The sequence below is a fragment of the Schaalia odontolytica genome (assembly GCF_024584435.1).
In the GTDB taxonomy this organism is placed as follows: Bacteria; Actinomycetota; Actinomycetes; order Actinomycetales; family Actinomycetaceae; genus Pauljensenia.
In genome coordinates this window covers 355,926-371,466 of the sequence record NZ_CP102197.1, presented here as the reverse complement: position 1 = coordinate 371,466, position 15,541 = coordinate 355,926, and the positions used below count along the sequence as shown (strand labels likewise).

The window sequence follows — 15,541 nt, the reverse complement described above, 5'->3', positions numbered from 1 at the left end:
CCGATTGTATGCGCTCCGCTCACGCCCAGTCGGGCAGGACGCGCACGCCTCCCTTGTCGGCCGAGGCGGCGAGCATGCCGTAGACGCGCAGGGCGTCGGAAACCTGGCGGGGGCGCGGCTTCGACGGCTTCCACGGGGCCGTGCCCTTCTCGGCGCGGCGGCGCTCCAGCTCCTCGTCGCTCACCAGGGCGCGCAGCACGCGGTTGTTGACGTCGATTTCGATCTCGTCGCCGGTGCGCACCAGCCCGATCGCGCCGCCGGCCGCGGCCTCGGGAGAGATGTGCCCGATGGAGATGCCCGAGGTGCCACCCGAAAAGCGTCCGTCGGTGATCAGGGCGCACTTCTTGCCCAGGCCCAGGCCCTTGAGGTAGGAGGTCGGGTAGAGCATCTCCTGCATGCCGGGGCCGCCCTTGGGGCCCTCGTACTGGATGACGACGACGTCGCCCTCGGTGACGCGCTTGGAGAGGATCGCCTCGACGGCCTCCTCCTGGGATTCGACGACGAAGGCCTTGCCGATGAAGTGGAAGAGGGACTCGTCGATACCGGCGGACTTGATGATGGCGCCGTTTGCGGCGATGTTGCCGTAGAGAACCGCCAGGCCGCCGTCTTTGGTGTAGGCGTGCTCGACCGAGCGGATGCACCCGGAGGCGGCGTCGGTGTCGAGGGACTCAAACAGGTTGGCGGTCGAGAAGGCCCGGGTGGTGCGCACGCCGCCGGGGGCGGCGAGGAAGCGGTGCTTCGCCTCGTCGCAGGGGGCGGCGCCGCGCACGTCCCACGCCCCGAGCCACTCATCCAGGGAGGAGGAGTGGACGGAGTGGACGCCGCGACGCAGCAGGCCCGCGCGGTCGAGCTCTCCCAGGAGGGCGGGGATGCCGCCGGCGCGGTGGACGTGCTCGATGTGGTAGGTCGTGGAATTGGGGGCCACCTTGCACAGGCAGGGCACTCGGCGCGAGATCGCGTCGATGTCGTCAAGGGTGAAGTCAACCCCGGCCTCGTTGGCGATGGCGAGGATGTGCAGGACAGTGTTCGTGGAGCCGCCCATCGCCACGTCCAGGCTCATCGCGTTCTCGAAAGCCTCCTTCGTGGCGATCGAACGAGGCAGGACCGAGTCGTCCTCATTGTCGTAGTAGGCGCGGCACATGTCGACGATGCGCGTGCCGGCCTCGGTGAAGAGCTTCTTGCGCTCGATCTGGGTGGCCAGGGTGGTTCCGTTGCCGGGCAGGGCCAGGCCGATGGCCTCGTTCAGGCAGTTCATCGAGTTCGCCGTGAACATGCCGGCGCAGGAGCCGCAGGTCGGGCAGGCGTTTGCTTCGATGCTGGCCAGCTGATTGTCGCTGACGGAGTCGTCAACGGCCATGACCATCGCGTCAATGAGGTCGAGGCGGTGCTCGACGACGCCGTCCACGGCGGCGCCGGATTCCATGGGGCCGCCCGAGACGAAGATCGTCGGAATGTTCAGGCGCATGGCGGCCAGGAGCATGCCGGGGGTGATCTTGTCGCAGTTGGAGATGCACACGAGGGCGTCGGCGCGGTGCGCGTTCACCATGGTTTCGACGCAGTCGGCGATGAGGTCGCGGCTGGGCAGGGAGTAGAGCATGCCGTCATGGCCCATGGCGATGCCGTCGTCGACGGCGATCGTGTTGAACTCCTTGGCGACACCGCCCGCGGCCTCGATAGCTCCGGCGACCAGATCCCCCATGTTCTTCAGGTGGACGTGGCCGGGAACGAACTGGGTGAAGGAGTTGGCGATCGCGATGATCGGCTTGCCGAAGTCCCCGTCCTTCATGCCGGTGGCGCGCCACAGGGCGCGAGCTCCGGCCATGTTGCGGCCCTGGGTGGATGTTGCCGAGCGCAGCGGGCGACTCATGAGTGTGCCTTTCGATTGCTTGTAATGAGTCAACACTAGGAGCGTGAGCGCCGCGTTTCCGTGCGGGTTTCGTCTCATGGACGAGGCCGGGGCCGCGCCGGGATGGTATAGCGCGGCATTCCGGTGCTTGGGTGAGGCCGTTGGCCGTTTCAGCGGCTGGACGCATGTGCGCACACCCACAGGGAAAAGGAAAGGGCTGCGTGCGTGAATTCGCCTCCCGTTTCTCCGCCGGCCGGTCACGACGGGCCATACCGTGGACTCTCCCACCCGCTGCGGACGCGCGAAACGTAGTCTGAGGGCACCGAAGAGAAAGGACTGCGATGACGATTCGCACCACCCATGTTGGCTCCCTGCCCCGCACCCCCGAGCTGATCGAGGCGAACCGCGCGCGCCGCGCCGGTTCGCTCAGCGAGGCCGATTTCACGTCGCTGCTGCGCGATCAGGTCGACGGCGTCGTGAAGCGTCAGGCCGAGATTGGCCTGGATATTGTGAACGACGGCGAGTACGGCCACGCGATGATTGACACGGTCGACTACGGCGCCTGGTGGACGTACTCCTTCTCTCGTTTCGGCGGGCTATCGTTCGAGGACGTGCAGCGTTTCGACGTCCGTCCCCCGGCTGGCCGAGACGGTCGCCTATCCTTCTCCTCGTTCGCCGAGCGCCGCGACTGGCAGCGTTTCGCCGATGCTTACGCGGACCCAGATTCGGGCATTCATATCGCGAACCGCAACCCGATTGCGTTCCCGACGATCACGAGCGAACTCACCTACATCGGCGCCGAGGCCGTCGCGCGCGACATCGCGGGAACGAAGCACGCGCTCGAGGCGGTGGGCAAGCCCGTGTCGGATGGTTTCGTGGCGGCGATTTCGCCGGGTTCGGCGGCTCGCGTGGCCAACGCGTTCTACGCGGACGACGAGGCCGTGGTGTGGGCGTGCGCGGACGTGCTGCGCGAGGAGTACAAGCGGATCACGGACGCGGGCCTGACGGTGCAGATCGACGCACCGGACATCGCGGAGGGCTGGGATCAGATGAACCCGGAGCCGTCGGTGGAGGATTACCGTACCTTCTCGCGCGTACGCATCGACGCCCTCAACCACGCGCTGGAAGGCATCGACCCGTCTCTGGTGCGCTTCCACGTGTGCTGGGGGTCGTGGCACGGCCCACACACGACGGACATCCCGTTCAAGGACATCGTGGATCTGGCGCTCCTCGTCAACGCAAACGGCCTGACATTCGAGGCAGCGAATGCTCGCCACGCGCACGAGTGGACGATCTGGCGTGACATCAAGCTTCCCGAGGGCAAGTACCTGATCCCGGGCGTGGTGTCGCACTCGACAAACGTCGTGGAGCACCCGGAGCTGGTGGCTCAGCGCATCCGCCAGTTCGCGGACATCGTGGGCGACGAGCGCGTCGTGGCGTCAACCGACTGCGGCCTCGGCGGCCGTATCTACCCGTCGATTGCATGGGCGAAGCTGGAGGCGCTGACGCACGGAGCCCGCCTGGCATCGAAGTGATCGACCGGTTGCAGCTGGGGGTGTGCGGGGCGGACGCCGGTCCGCCCCGCACACCCTTCCCAGGGTTTTTTCAGGCAACGCTCCCTGTATTTTGAACTTCGCCCCACACAATGAATCGTGTGTTGCAGCCCCCGCTTCCGGGTCGGCCTGCCGCGGTGGGGATCGCACGCCGCGTCGGGTTCCGGGACTGGGGGCTGCGGTGCGTCAAGGGCACGTGTATGCCGAACACCCAACTTGCCTTCCTGTTTTGCGGGTGACGGTGTCGCTTCCTCGCTATCCTGTGGGAAGGAACCCGGATTCCGACTGTTCAAGGGAGAACATCATGGGAGCGCCCAACAGAGAAGGCACGCACTCCGTACGGTCGCGCATCGGTCTGCTCGCTGCCGCTGTTTTCGTCGTCTCCACAGCGTGTGGCTGCCAACAGACCACGCCCGCGGCACAGGGGCCGTGGGCGGCCGACATTGAGCAGGCGCGCAGTGAGTGGGCGTCCAACGAATTCGTCCAATCTGTCCTCGCCGACTCTTCCATCAGCGAGGCAGAACTCCAGGACATGCGTCAGCGCGTGCTGAGCTGTCTGACGGACAAGGGTGTCACCGGCGCATCGTTCGGCCCGAGCGGCACGCTGAGCGTCCCCGATCAGCCGGTTGGCTCCTCCATATCTGAGGATCAGCAACAAGAATTCGTCTCCGCCTGTTCCATCGATGCCGGTCAGCCGATTATCGAGGCGCTCGAGTTCAACATGCGAGTCAACCCGGAACACCGGGATTTCAATGAGCTGTACACGCAGTGTTTGATCCGCAACAAGGCGGTTGAGCCGTCCTTCACGGCCCAAGAGCTCGCGCGCGCTCTCGAGAGCGGAACACCTCTCGACAGCGCACTGCCTTTCATCGACCCATCCCAGGGTCCTGAGATTTTGCGACGATGCCTCGAGGACCCCAGCAAATGACCACAACCACCCTCCGGAGTTGAGATGGCAACTTCTCGCCGTTGGCTCGCCCTCACCGCGTTCGTCGCTCTCATCGCCGGTGCGGGTGGGGTCAGCGCGGGTATTCTCATCGCCTCACCGCCCACCCCGGCCTCGCTGGCCTCGTCATCTGCTCCGTCGACGGTCCCCGTCACCACGCGCGAGTTCACCGACACGCGCTCCCTCACCCTCACGATTCCCCCGGCCTCGCCTCACGAACTCACCTCCCCCATCGCCGGGCGCATCACGGCCCTTCAGGCAACGACGGGTACTCCCATCACGTCAGGTTCTATTCCCTGCGAGATCGACGGCCTGCCCCTTCTTGCCTTAGCCCTGTCCACCCCGCTCTATCAGGACGTGGTGGACGGAGCCACGGGACCTGATATCGGGGCCCTGAACGCTGAACTTGCACGACTCGGATATGCGACTCCCGCAGAATCTCAGCGGGTCACGGCCTCCACGCGAGCGGCCCTGGCCTCGGCGATGGGCGTGAACGACGGAGCCGGAGGCGTCCCCTCCCGCATCGAAGCCTCTCGCGTCCTGTGGATCCCCGCGCCGACCGTCACCCCCTCGTCGGTCCCCGTTCACCTGGGTGACAGCGTCGATACGAGCACTGTTCTCCTCACCCTGGAGGACTCCCGCGACGCCTTGCGCCTCTCCGTTCCACCGGACGCCTATCCCGCGGACCACGTCATCACCCTGGGAGACACGGACTATCCCATTCCCTCTGACGGCATCATCACCGACTCCACTCTGACAGCGACGATCCTCTCCTCGCGCGAGTACACAGCCTTCATCCGCTCCGCCCCGAGCGGCGATGGACCCGTTCAGCTGCCCGTCTCCTGGAAGCTCGCCTCCCCCATCACCGTCACGGTCGTTCCACCGGCCTCAGTGATCGGAGACGCGACGGGCGCGTGCGTCTTTGAAGACGGCACGCCGATTCCCGTCTCTATCGTTTCTTCCCAGCTTGGCCGAACCTACGTCCTGCCAACGATCCCGCTCTCCACAGTCGACACCACCGTCGAGGGACGCTCATGTCCGTCGAGCTAGACAACGTCGGGCACAAGTTCGCCGCAACCCCGTGGCTCTTTCGCCATCTCAGCGCCCGATGCGAGGACGGTGCCCTCACCGCCATCATCGGCCCGTCTGGTTCTGGCAAGTCAACCCTGCTGTCACTGATCGCGGGATGGGAGACTCCGACCGAGGGAACGATCACCATCCCCCGTCCGGCTCGTCCGCAGAGTCCCCGTATTGCGTGGGTCTTCCAGAACCCGTTCGGTGTCCGCGCGCGCAGCGCCATTGACCACGTTGCGCTGCCCCTGTTGGCCCGCGGCATGAGCCGGGCGCAGGCCGATGCGGAGGCACAGCGGCTCCTCAACGCTTTCAATCTGGCGCATCTCGCGGAGCGCTCTTTTCGGGATCTGTCGGGCGGCGAGGCTCAGCGTGTGCTCCTCGCGCGCGGGCTCGCTTGTGCCCCCACTCTTCTCCTCGTGGATGAACCGACCGCGCAGCTTGATCAATCCACGGCTCGCGGCATTGCCTCCACGCTCGGCTCTCTGCGCGAGGACGGGGTCAGCGTCGTGATCGCGACGCACGATCCGTCGATTCGCGCGCAGTGCGACGCCATCATCGACCTCGCACACTTCCAGGACGAGGAGGAGCAGCGATGAGCACACTCTCGTGGCGCGCACTCCTGTCCGAGGTGTGGAGGGACTGCCTGAGCGGGACGGCCCGCGTCGGGACGCTGACTGTCCTGGCCACCGCCCTGGTCGGAGGCATCATCTGCGCCGATGCGTTCTCTCTTCGTTCCGTCAGCGTTGAGGCTGCCTCTTTCCGTGTCCATCTGGGATCGGTGCGAGTCCTCCAAGCGCAAGGCAGCATTGACGGGGCCACTTGCGATGCGCTGTCGCGAATCCCCGGGGTGCGTGCAGGAGCCCTTCGCTCGGTCGAATCCGGCTTGTCCCCGCTCGCCCTTCCTGCCTCGTCGCTGCCCCTGTACGAGGTCACGCCTGGAACCGTCTCTCTCCTGGGGACGACAACGGCCGATCCGACGGGAATTCTGCTCCCTGAGCAGGTAGCCGAGGAACTCGGCACCTCTCAAGGAGCCCTTCTCCCCCTCGCACACGGGCAGGCCGAGGTCGCGGGCACCTACCCGTGGGACGAGAACGACGGGCGTCGTCCCGGCTACGCCTACGCGGCTCTCGCACCCGTGCCCGCGACGGGGACCTTCGATGAGTGCTGGTACGAATCCTGGCCGCACAGCGACGACGTGGATGCCCTGGTGCGCTCAACCCTCGTTGGAAGCGACGACCAGAACACCCAGGTCCTCGCCATGAACCCTACGCGCGGGACGACCTTCGACGCGGCGGGACAACTGCGGCAGAGGCCGACCTGGTGGGCGTGGATCGCCGCGAGCGCAATCGGTGCCGCGCTAGGGGCCGCTGCCACGTGGTGGCGTCGCCTCGAGATCGCCTCGGCTCTGCATGCTGGGCTCCGCACGTCGGATACGACGTTCCTCCAACTGTGTGAGGCCGTGTCGTGGGTGGGCTGCGCATTCGTCCTCACCTCCGCCATATGCCTCACGATCCTGAGCGGAGCGCCACCCAGTGACCGCTCTGACTTGATGCGCCTGGTCGCTACCGAGGGCATCTGTGCTGCGTCGTGGACTCTCATCGGTGTCGTCATCGCATCAACGACGATCCGCGAGCGCCAGCTGTTCGCTTTCTTCAAGTGCCGATAGGTACCGGCGCGTGATCACACCTACAATTGGCGTATGAGCGTCCTCGTGATTCAAAACGACCCGATCGTCCCGGCGGGTCAGCTCTCCGCCTTCCTCGGCGATCACGAGGTGCTGCGCGCCTGGGAGACCCCACAACGCCTCCGTGACCTGGCCGCCGCTCCCCTGCCGGGCGCCCTGATTCTGCTCGGCGGGCGCGCGAACGTCTACGACGACGAGGCCTTCCCGTGGCTGGAAGCCGAGCGCGAGCTCGTGCGCCGATGCGTACGCGCAAACATCCGGGTGCTCGGCATTTGCCTGGGTGCCCAGCTGATTGCCGCGACCTTCGGCGGGAGCGTCACGGTCAGTGACCCCGCAGGCCCCGAGTGCGGCATCATCTCCCTGGCCTGGGGCACCAACGACCAGGCGGGCGGGGGCGGAGCCGTCCCCCTGCGCATGGCCTTGGCCTCGACCCACGCGGTGTTCGCCGATCACTCCGACGCCATCACGCAGTTGCCCCCGGGGGCACGCGAGTGGGCGCGCTCGCACAAGTACACGCAGATCTTTTCCTACGGGTCCGCCCTGGGCATCCAGTTCCACCCCGAGGTTACCCGGGAGACAGCAATCGTGTGGGCAAGCGGCAACGAGGCGGTTGACACCGAGCAGATCGTTGCCGGGTACGACGCCCACGAGGGGGAGCTGGCCTCGACCTGCAAGACGCTCGCCGACTGGGCGTCGGGGGTCTTCTAGGCGAGAAAGAATCGCAGTGCGGGCACCCCCACGCGGTACCCGCACTGCGATTGACAGTCGGGCCTCGTCGCAGCGAGCGGAGATGAGACCCGACGCCTATTTTATGGGTTTCCTCGCAGACAACAAGAGTTTCCCACCAACCACGATCACTCCGTGGGACAACTTGACAATCACGACGGCGAACGCCCCGCCTCGGCTCGGGCGCAGCGAGGCGATCAGGGCGCGCCGACCTGAACGAAGGACCCGCTCCCATACGCCCACAGCCGCCGCTCGGCGGCCGACACGAAGAGGGCCTGGCCGCGGCTCAGCTCGACGCTGTGCCCGCCCTGGTCCTCGCTCACGTGCAGAGTAACGACGCCCGAGGTGGCGATGACGATGCGCGGCCCCTCCCCGGGAATCGCAACCTCATCGACACGGCTGGAGTGCCTGCCCGGCGCCAGGGTGGTCACGGACAGCTCGAACTCCTGGGCGGGAGCCAGATAGCGGTCCGTCGTGGCCGAGGGATGCTCGGGGGCTACACGCACGGGCGGCAGGGCCGAAAACTCGGTGATCTCCACGAGCTGGGCGGAGTCCACGTACTTGCGGGTGAGCCCGGCACGCACGACGTTGTCCGAGGAAGCCATGACTTCAATGCCCAGGCCCGACTGGTAGGCGTGGATCTGGCGCGGGGGAATGTAGACGGCTTCGCCCGGACGCAGCGACACGGGATTCATGAGGAATGCGACGATGATGCCCGGGTCGCCCGGGTGCTTCTCCCCCAGGACGCTCACGAGCTCGTCGGTGCGCGGGGACGGGGAGCTGCCCGAGGCCAGGCGCGCCTCGCAGGCCGCCACAAACTCGGCGACCCGCTCGGGGGTGGCGGGAGAATCCTCGTCGAAGAGCCAGGTGGCCAGGGAACGCAGTCCCCCGCGCACCGTTGAGAGTTTGAGGCGGTGGCGCAGGCGCTCCGCGAGCTCCCCCTCGAGGCCGACGAGCAGCTGACGGGCCTTGCGCGGCACGCGGAAACCCACGAGCGCGCTGAATTCAGTGAGCGCGTAGATCATCTCTGGCTTGTGGTTCATATCCCGGTAGACGCGCCTCTTGTCCGTGCGCGCGACCCCCAGGACCTCCTCGCGCAGATATCCCTCCCGGGCAATCTCCTTGGTCGGATGGACCTGCAGGGACAGGGTCTGCGCGGGGGCGATGATCTTGGCCAGGAAGGGCAGGGTCGGGCCGAAGGCGTAAAGGAGCCCGCCGCCGAGCGCGCCCTTGGGGTCCCTTCCGATGTGCTCGGCCAGGGTCTGCCCGCCCGTCAGCAGCGTGGGGCCGTCGGGGTGCGCCCCGAACCAGACCTCGGAAACCGGTTCGTCCCCGGCCGCGTCGCCGAGGAACTCGGGGATCGCGTTCGTGGAACCCCACGCGTCAGCTTTCGTCCAGCCGATCAGTCTTTCCATAGGTCGCATCCTATCGGTAACGGGCGCACAACGACGCGGGGGACGAGGCCGTAGCCCCATCCCCCGCATCTACCGCGCCTCTCAGGTATCGGGTTGATCGTTGGTTTCGCGCGCCTCGAGGGCGGCGAGCGCGCCGCCGCGCTCGCGCAGTTCGGCGTAGGTGCCGGTCTCGACGACGCGGCCAGCGTCCATGACGACGATCAGGTCGGCGTCGCGAACGGCGCTGATGCGGTGGGCGATCTCGACGATGGTGCGCCCGCGCGCCACGCGGGCGATACCCTCACGCACGCGCGCCTCGGTAGCTGGGTCGACCTGGCTCGTTGCCTCGTCGAAGACGTAGATCGGGGCGTCGCGCAGGAGCGCGCGGGCCAGGGCCAGGCGCTGACGCTGGCCGCCCGAGAGGCGTTCGCCCATGTCGCCGACGACCGTGTCCAGGCCGTCCTTTTCCGTTGCCAGCCAGCCGGTGAGGTCCACGGCCTCCAGCGCGCGCTCGAGGTCCTCCTCGCTCGCCCCCGGAGCGGCCAGCAGCAGGTTGGCGCGCAGGGTGTCGTTGAACAGGTAGGGGCGCTGGGGCGCGGAGGCAACCGTGGCGCGCAGGTCGGACAGGGACACCTCGGCCACGTTCGTTCCATTGATGGCGACCGCGCCCGAGGCCGGATCCCAGGTGCGGGTCAGCAGCGAGGCCAGCGTCGACTTGCCCGAGCCGGAGGCGCCCACGATGGCGGTGCGCTTCCCGGCGGGGATGCGGATGCTGACGCCATCAAGGACCGTGGGGGCTGGCAGAGCCTCGTCCCCCTCCACCGGGTAGGAGAAGGTCACGTCGGTGATCTCGATGTCGCCGGCGGTCAGGGCCTTGGGCTCGGCCGGGTCGGACACGACGGGAGCACAGTCGGTGATCGCGAAGACGCGGGCGGCCGACGCGAAGGCCTGGTCCAGGTCCGCGGCGAACTCCTCGACCGCGAGGACCGGTCCGAAGGCGCCCATCGCAACGCCCACCGCCATCCCGGCCTGCGGCAGGGTCAGGGAGCCCGCGAGCACGTCGGCGCCGGCCACCATGGCGACCGTGACGACACCGAGGGCGACAGCAGCTTGGTTGAGGCCACGGCGCAGCGCAATCCAGCGGCCCTGCGTCTTCATGGCTGCGCTGATGCGTTCCTCGATGGTGCTCATCTCGGCCTCGCGGCGCTCCTGCGCACCGAAGGCGAGGACCTCACGCACCCCCTGCACGGAGTCGGTGACGTGGGCGGCAATCGCGCCGCGTGCCTCGCGCAGCTCGCGGGCGGCGCGGGCGGTCGCTCCCGCCCCGAGGAAGGGCACGACGGCGCCGACGACGAACAGGAAGGGCGCCAGCACGGCGGCCAGCGTCCAGGACGCCGCGACACCCATCCACACGACCGACAGGATCGGGACGATGATGGCCGTGGTCACGGGGGCCAGCGTGTGGGCGAAGAAGACCTCGACGCGGTCGATGTCCTTGGTCACGCGGTTCATGATGTCGCCCGAATCCAGGCGATCCGTGCCCGCGGGAGCCTGGGGCTCGAGCTGGTCGTAGAAGTAGTTGCGCAGCATCGCCAGCGAGTGGAAGGCCACGAAGTGACCGGCGAACTGCTCGAGGTAGCGGGCCAGGCCTTTGAGGAGGCTCAGGACGACCGCGCACGCGATCACCAGAGCGATGCCCCAGGTGCTCTCCCCCGACGCGAGGCCGGCTACGGCCCAGCCACCCAGGGCGAACAGGGCGATGCCGATCGTGAGGAAGACGATGCGAGCGGCGATGGACGCGGCCAGCGGCGGTAGCACGCGGCGCGTGATCGACAGGAGTCGAAGGGAGAGTTGCCTGCGGGTCATCGAATCGTTCCTTCCTGCAGCGTCGCGACGCGGTCGGCCCCCTTGATCGTGGCGTCTCGGTGAGAGATCGTCAGGGTGGTGCGCCCGGCACACACAGTCTCCAGGGATGCGAGGATCTCTCGTTCGGAGGCCAGGTCCACGTGGGCGGTGGGCTCATCCAGGATCATGATCGACGCGTTCTTCAGGAAGGCGCGGGCGATCGCGATGCGCTGGGCCTCGCCGCCAGACACAGCCAAGCCTCGCGCGCCCACGCGAGCATCGAGGCCGCCGGGAAGGGAGTCATAGAACTCGCCCAGGTGCGCGGCGCGCAGGGCCTCGATGAGCTGGTCGTCCGTGGCCGCGGGGGCGGCCAGGAGGAGGTTGTCACGCAGCGTGGCGGAGAAGAGGTAGGTGGTCTGCTCAACGACCGCGCTCTGGGCGCGAACCCACGACAGGGGTGCGGTGGCCAGGTCGACGCCGTTGATGCTCACGCGGCCTCGCCCGGGACGCAGGAATCCCTGCAGCAGGGCCGAGATCGTTGACTTGCCGGCGCCCGAGGGGCCGGCGAGCGCGACGTGCTCGCCCTGGGTGAGGGTCAGGTTCGCACCCTTCAGGACCGGGGTGTCCTTCGCGTAGGAGAACGAGACATTCGACAGACTGATCTCGCCGCGCTGGGGCGGGATGGCCGGGGCCTTCACGCCCTTGGCGTCCGAGACGGGCGGGGTCTGCTTGATGAACTTCTTGATCTCCTTGTTGGCCGCGATGCCACCCATGCCGATGTAGAAGAACTGGCCGATGCGGTCCAGCGGGTCGAGCATGATCGAGGAGAGCAGCACGAGGGAGATGCCCTCGCCGACGCTGATGGCTCCCTGCTGGTAGCGGATGAGGGCCAGCGCGATCGCGCCGGTGATCATGCCGAGGGAGAAGACGGAGTCGATGACGAGGAGGATCAGCTGGTTGCCGGCCAGGTAGCTCATGACCTTCGAGCGGACCTCTTCGGCGGCCTCGGCCAGGCGCTTGCCCATGTCCTTGCCGGCGTTCATGAGGGCCAGGTCGCCCAGGCCCTGGATGGCGTCGAGTTCCTTGGCGGCGAGCTGGCGCGAGGCGTGACGGTATCGAGAGGACACCGGCTTAAATGCCGTGCGGAAGCCCATGACGCAGATCGGGACCAGCGGGATCGCGATCGCGAGGAAGCCGCCCGAGGCCGGGTCGATCGTCAGCGCGACGAGAATGACGACGAGGATCGGGGTCGTGAGCGAAGCGATCATGGGGGCGAGGAAGATGCCCTTGTATGCGGCGACGCGCTCGACGCCGTCGGTGGCGGAGTTGACGACGCGGCCGGCGCGCTCGTTCGTGCGCTGCGAGGGTCCCAGCGCAAAGACCTGGCGAATCATGGAGTGGCGCAGGGTCGGCTCCAACTGGTTCATCTGCGAGGCGCCGAGGGCGCTGACCGCCCACGCACAGACACCTGATCCCAGCGCCCCGGCCACGGCGATCCACCACGTTGACCAGCGATGCTGTGTCGTAATATCGTCGACGCCCCAGCCGATTGCCAGGTAGGCCAGCACCAGGCAGAGAGCCGCTGCCCACGAGCAGACGACAACGATCGCGCGTTTCATTGTTCTCCTATCAACATGACGCACACGAGTACCGAACCAAGGATAACCTTAGTTACAATCTGACACCACTGTCACGAAGGATTGTTATCGCATTGTCGCCACATAAGGGAGCCACGGCCTCGTTCATCGACGAGGCCGTGGCTCCCTCACCCGTTGATGCTCAGACCAGACGGTAGGTCCAGCCGTAGGGATCCTCGGCGCGGCCCCACTGAATGTCGGTGAGACGCCGGTGGATCTCGCGGGTCTTATTCCCCACCTCGAGCTCCACGTCGAAGTCATCGCTGCCCAGGCGCGTGATCGGGGTGACCACGGCGGCCGTGCCGCACGCGAAGACCTCGGCGACCGCGCCCGAGCGGATGCCGTCCACGACCTGTGACAGGGCGATCTTCTCCTCGCGCACGTCCACCCCCTCGTCGCGCAGCATGCGCAGGATCGCGCTGCGCGTGCCGCCCTCAAGGATGACGCCGGAAAGCTCGGGGGTACGCACCGTCCCGTCCGCCATGACGACGAACATGTTCATGCCTCCCAGCTCCTCGAGGTACCTGCCCTCGTAGGTGTCCAGGAAGCACACCTGGGAGAATCCCCTGGCCTCGGCCTGGATCTGGGGCAGCAGCGACGCGGCGTAGTTTCCTCCGGCCTTCGCGCTCCCCGTTCCGCCCGGGCCTGCGCGGTGGTACTCGCGTTCCACCCAGATGGCCACGCCCGCCAGACCGTCCTTGAAGTAGCGGCCCGACGGAGAACCGATGACGTAGTAGTCGACGACGTCGGCGGGGTGAACCCCCACGAACTCCTCGGAGGCGAACATGAAGGGACGCAGGTAGAGCGAGGAGCCATCGGCGTCGGGAACCCATTTGGCGTCGGCGCGCACATAGTCAACGAGGGAGGCCACGAAGTCCTCCCGACTCACCTCGGGAAGGGCCAGGCGGCGCGCCGAATGGTTGATGCGGGCCGCGTTAAAGCCGGGGCGGAAGGTCCACACGGAGCCGTCCTCGCGCCTATAGGCCTTGATGCCCTCGAAGACGGACTGACTGTAGTGGAAGACGGAGGCTCCAGGGGTGAGCTCGAGCGGGCCGTAGGGAATCACCTCGCGGCATCCCCAGCCCCCCTCACGGGTCCAGCGCATGTGGGCCATGTGATCGGTGAACTTCTTGCCGAAGGCCAGGCTCGACATGATCTCGTTGTACTCTTGCGGCGTCGCCGGGTGAGCGTTGGGGGTCAGGGGGAAACGACCGGCTAGCTCGTCGGCGGCGGGCAGAACCTGGTCGCCGGCAGTCTCAAGCTCCGTCGGTGTGTGCTGCGTCGATGCCATCGTGCCTCCTGAGGTGGTTTTTCACAAATATGAGGCCAGAATATGCCCGCAGTCCGCAATGTGGCCGATTGATTTCGGCATGTGACCCACTCCCCCATCCGCTGTGGATGTTCTCACCTCCGTGTCGGCTTACGAAGGCCGACCCATCGTCGCTACAGTCCCGTGGTGCGTTCGCGTGCCGAACACCCCGACGCAGCCCCTGCCGATCACGGGCTGGCTACAGCGCCGTTTCGCACCGCGTTCTCTATTCGTCACGGCCGCTGCCGCAATCGTCGTCGGCGCAACGGTTGCGGCACTCGCCCCCACGTACCCAGTGTTGTTGGCCGGTCGCCTGGTCCAGGGAGTGGGCACCGGCATCGTCACTCCCGTGATGTTCACGATCATCCTGACACGTTCGCCGCGCTCAAGTCTCGGGTCGCTGACGCACAGTGCGTCACTCGTAATGGGTCCACATGCGCAGGACGCGGACAGTGCGTTCCTCTTCGAAGACCTCGTAAACAAGCCTGTGCTGAATGTTAATTCTGCGCGAATACATGCCAGCGAGGTCGCCCACGAGGCGCTCGTAGCGGGGAGGCGTCGCAAACGGATCCTCAGTCAGAACCTTGATGAGGCTCTGAGCTTTCGCCTTGAGTCCGCTGGCGAAGAGCTTCTTCGCATCTGTCGCGGCCTGCTTGGAGAAAACGACCCGCCACATCGCTACCACTCCACGTCATCGAGGGCATTGTCGAGGTCTTCGCGAGCGGCTTCCTTCAGGCTGTCCGCCATCCCGGGAATCCCCTGCAGGTAGAGGGTTTCCTGAATCGCGGACCAGTCGGCCTCGCCGATGAGGACAGCGTTTCCGCGACGTCCGGTGATCGTGATCGGAGTCGACTCCTCATTCACGGTGTCGATAAGCCGATACAGGTCCGAGCGTGCGGCAGTAGCACTCACAGCAGTCATAATTATCCCTTTCCACCACCATCATAACGTACGCTTTCACGTACGCATAGGCCTGTGCGCACGATTTCTGCCGAAAGGATACGATCGACGAATGACGACTCTGCCTGCCCCTCTCGCGTCCGCCCTCCCCTCCCGCGAGCGCCGCTCCCCCGCCCTGATGCTGGAGGACGGTCGGTGGCTGGCCGCCGCACGATCGGGCCTGTACGCGTTTGGCGCGGAGGCCGCTTCCGGCGACGGGGAGGTCATGCCCACCGTGTTCCCGTGGTACGACGTGGCGCGTGCGCGCTGGGAGGCCGAGGGCCAGCTCTTTGCCCTGGAGTGGGTGGACCCGGCTCGGCCGACCCTGACGGGACGTGGGACGGGCGATCCGGGCCAGTTCATGCGTCACCTGAGCGAGTTCGTCAACCGCTCGATCGTCCTGCATTCCCAGGTGGAGGCAGGCAACGGGACGACGATCACGGCGTGGGTGCGCCGGGGCGAAAACGGGCTCTTCTCAGTCCTGACGGCCTCGGGCCCGCTGGATGACGCGGGCAGGCTCACGGCCGACGCCCTGGAGGCGAGCGTGCGCGAGGCGGTGGGCCTGGACTAGGAGGCGCCCCCGAGCCG

The 15,541-nt window shown here is 67.0% G+C and carries 14 protein-coding genes; 7 read left to right on the top strand and 7 right to left on the bottom strand.

Translation table 11 applies throughout. The features are described from left to right. Positions 1 to 19 precede the first annotated feature (19 nt). Complete coding sequence (gene ilvD / locus NQK35_RS01615; RefSeq protein WP_257114750.1) at positions 20 to 1,822, bottom strand: dihydroxy-acid dehydratase; 1,803 nt, start codon at positions 1,820 to 1,822, stop codon at positions 20 to 22. 365 nt (positions 1,823 to 2,187) lie between these two features. On the opposite strand from ilvD, the gene NQK35_RS01610 reads away from it, so the two are divergent. The 6 genes from NQK35_RS01610 (at position 2,188) to NQK35_RS01585 (ending at position 7,811) form a co-directional block, all read left to right on the top strand. After that, positions 2,188 to 3,381 carry a cobalamin-independent methionine synthase II family protein gene (locus NQK35_RS01610; protein ID WP_257114366.1) on the top strand — a complete coding sequence of 398 codons (1,194 nt, stop codon included), beginning with the start codon at positions 2,188 to 2,190 and terminating at the stop codon, positions 3,379 to 3,381. Positions 3,382 to 3,703: 322 nt separating this feature from the next. Further along, a complete protein-coding gene (locus tag NQK35_RS01605; RefSeq protein ID WP_257114365.1) occupies positions 3,704 to 4,327 on the top strand; it encodes a hypothetical protein in 624 nt (207 codons plus the stop codon). Between the two features lie 24 nt (positions 4,328 to 4,351). Then, positions 4,352 to 5,395: a hypothetical protein gene (locus tag NQK35_RS01600; RefSeq protein WP_257114364.1), complete on the top strand. Its 1,044-nt coding sequence runs from the start codon at positions 4,352 to 4,354 to the stop codon at positions 5,393 to 5,395. Continuing rightward, on the top strand, positions 5,380 to 6,015 hold the full coding sequence (locus tag NQK35_RS01595; protein WP_257114363.1) for an ABC transporter ATP-binding protein: 636 nt from the start codon (positions 5,380 to 5,382) through the stop codon (positions 6,013 to 6,015). Before NQK35_RS01600 ends, NQK35_RS01595 begins: the two co-directional genes overlap by 16 nt. Next, positions 6,012 to 7,085, top strand: a complete 1,074-nt coding sequence (locus tag NQK35_RS01590) for a hypothetical protein (protein ID WP_257114362.1) — start codon at positions 6,012 to 6,014, stop codon at positions 7,083 to 7,085. Before NQK35_RS01595 ends, NQK35_RS01590 begins: the two co-directional genes overlap by 4 nt. 33 nt (positions 7,086 to 7,118) lie before the next feature. Further along, positions 7,119 to 7,811: a type 1 glutamine amidotransferase gene (locus NQK35_RS01585; RefSeq protein ID WP_257114361.1), complete on the top strand. Its 693-nt coding sequence runs from the start codon at positions 7,119 to 7,121 to the stop codon at positions 7,809 to 7,811. 215 nt (positions 7,812 to 8,026) lie between these two features. On the opposite strand, the gene manA is transcribed toward NQK35_RS01585, so the two are convergent. From manA to NQK35_RS01555, 6 genes are all read right to left on the bottom strand, one after another. Then, on the bottom strand, positions 8,027 to 9,244 hold the full coding sequence (manA, locus tag NQK35_RS01580; RefSeq protein ID WP_048740720.1) for a mannose-6-phosphate isomerase, class I: 1,218 nt from the start codon (positions 9,242 to 9,244) through the stop codon (positions 8,027 to 8,029). Between the two features lie 81 nt (positions 9,245 to 9,325). Next, entirely contained in the window at positions 9,326 to 11,089 is a 1,764-nt protein-coding gene (gene cydC / locus NQK35_RS01575) for a thiol reductant ABC exporter subunit CydC (RefSeq protein ID WP_257114360.1), read from the bottom strand. After that, positions 11,086 to 12,687 (bottom strand): ABC transporter ATP-binding protein/permease, encoded by a 1,602-nt coding sequence (locus tag NQK35_RS01570; RefSeq protein ID WP_048740724.1) that lies wholly within the window; start codon positions 12,685 to 12,687, stop codon positions 11,086 to 11,088. The genes cydC and NQK35_RS01570 overlap by 4 nt, the downstream gene beginning before the upstream one ends. A gap of 160 nt (positions 12,688 to 12,847) precedes the next feature. Further along, complete coding sequence (locus NQK35_RS01565; protein ID WP_257114359.1) at positions 12,848 to 13,996, bottom strand: branched-chain amino acid aminotransferase; 1,149 nt, start codon at positions 13,994 to 13,996, stop codon at positions 12,848 to 12,850. Between the two features lie 433 nt (positions 13,997 to 14,429). Further along, positions 14,430 to 14,690, bottom strand: coding sequence for a Txe/YoeB family addiction module toxin (locus NQK35_RS01560; protein ID WP_048740728.1), 261 nt, complete (start codon positions 14,688 to 14,690; stop codon positions 14,430 to 14,432). Positions 14,691 to 14,692: 2 nt separating this feature from the next. Continuing rightward, the gene (locus NQK35_RS01555) at positions 14,693 to 14,935 is read right to left on the bottom strand and encodes a type II toxin-antitoxin system Phd/YefM family antitoxin (protein ID WP_009212084.1); all 243 of its coding nucleotides are present in this window, start codon (positions 14,933 to 14,935) and stop codon (positions 14,693 to 14,695) included. A gap of 91 nt (positions 14,936 to 15,026) precedes the next feature. Between NQK35_RS01555 and NQK35_RS01550 the strand changes: the two genes are divergently transcribed. Continuing rightward, a complete protein-coding gene (locus NQK35_RS01550) occupies positions 15,027 to 15,524 on the top strand; it encodes a hypothetical protein (protein WP_257114357.1) in 498 nt (165 codons plus the stop codon). Positions 15,525 to 15,541 lie beyond the last annotated feature (17 nt).

Bases quoted from the DNA above. Each gene is read 5' to 3' on its own strand.
- ilvD (WP_257114750.1), bottom strand. From the start codon at position 1,822: ATGGCCGGAGCTCGCGCCCTGTGGCGCGCCACCGGCATGAAGGACGGG.
- NQK35_RS01610 (WP_257114366.1), top strand. From the start codon at position 2,188: ATGACGATTCGCACCACCCATGTTGGCTCCCTGCCCCGCACCCCCGAG.
- NQK35_RS01605 (WP_257114365.1), top strand. From the start codon at position 3,704: ATGGGAGCGCCCAACAGAGAAGGCACGCACTCCGTACGGTCGCGCATC.
- NQK35_RS01600 (WP_257114364.1), top strand. From the start codon at position 4,352: ATGGCAACTTCTCGCCGTTGGCTCGCCCTCACCGCGTTCGTCGCTCTC.
- NQK35_RS01595 (WP_257114363.1), top strand. From the start codon at position 5,380: ATGTCCGTCGAGCTAGACAACGTCGGGCACAAGTTCGCCGCAACCCCG.
- NQK35_RS01590 (WP_257114362.1), top strand. From the start codon at position 6,012: ATGAGCACACTCTCGTGGCGCGCACTCCTGTCCGAGGTGTGGAGGGAC.
- NQK35_RS01585 (WP_257114361.1), top strand. From the start codon at position 7,119: ATGAGCGTCCTCGTGATTCAAAACGACCCGATCGTCCCGGCGGGTCAG.
- manA (WP_048740720.1), bottom strand. From the start codon at position 9,244: ATGGAAAGACTGATCGGCTGGACGAAAGCTGACGCGTGGGGTTCCACG.
- cydC (WP_257114360.1), bottom strand. From the start codon at position 11,089: ATGACCCGCAGGCAACTCTCCCTTCGACTCCTGTCGATCACGCGCCGC.
- NQK35_RS01570 (WP_048740724.1), bottom strand. From the start codon at position 12,687: ATGAAACGCGCGATCGTTGTCGTCTGCTCGTGGGCAGCGGCTCTCTGC.
- NQK35_RS01565 (WP_257114359.1), bottom strand. From the start codon at position 13,996: ATGGCATCGACGCAGCACACACCGACGGAGCTTGAGACTGCCGGCGAC.
- NQK35_RS01560 (WP_048740728.1), bottom strand. From the start codon at position 14,690: ATGTGGCGGGTCGTTTTCTCCAAGCAGGCCGCGACAGATGCGAAGAAG.
- NQK35_RS01555 (WP_009212084.1), bottom strand. From the start codon at position 14,935: ATGACTGCTGTGAGTGCTACTGCCGCACGCTCGGACCTGTATCGGCTT.
- NQK35_RS01550 (WP_257114357.1), top strand. From the start codon at position 15,027: ATGACGACTCTGCCTGCCCCTCTCGCGTCCGCCCTCCCCTCCCGCGAG.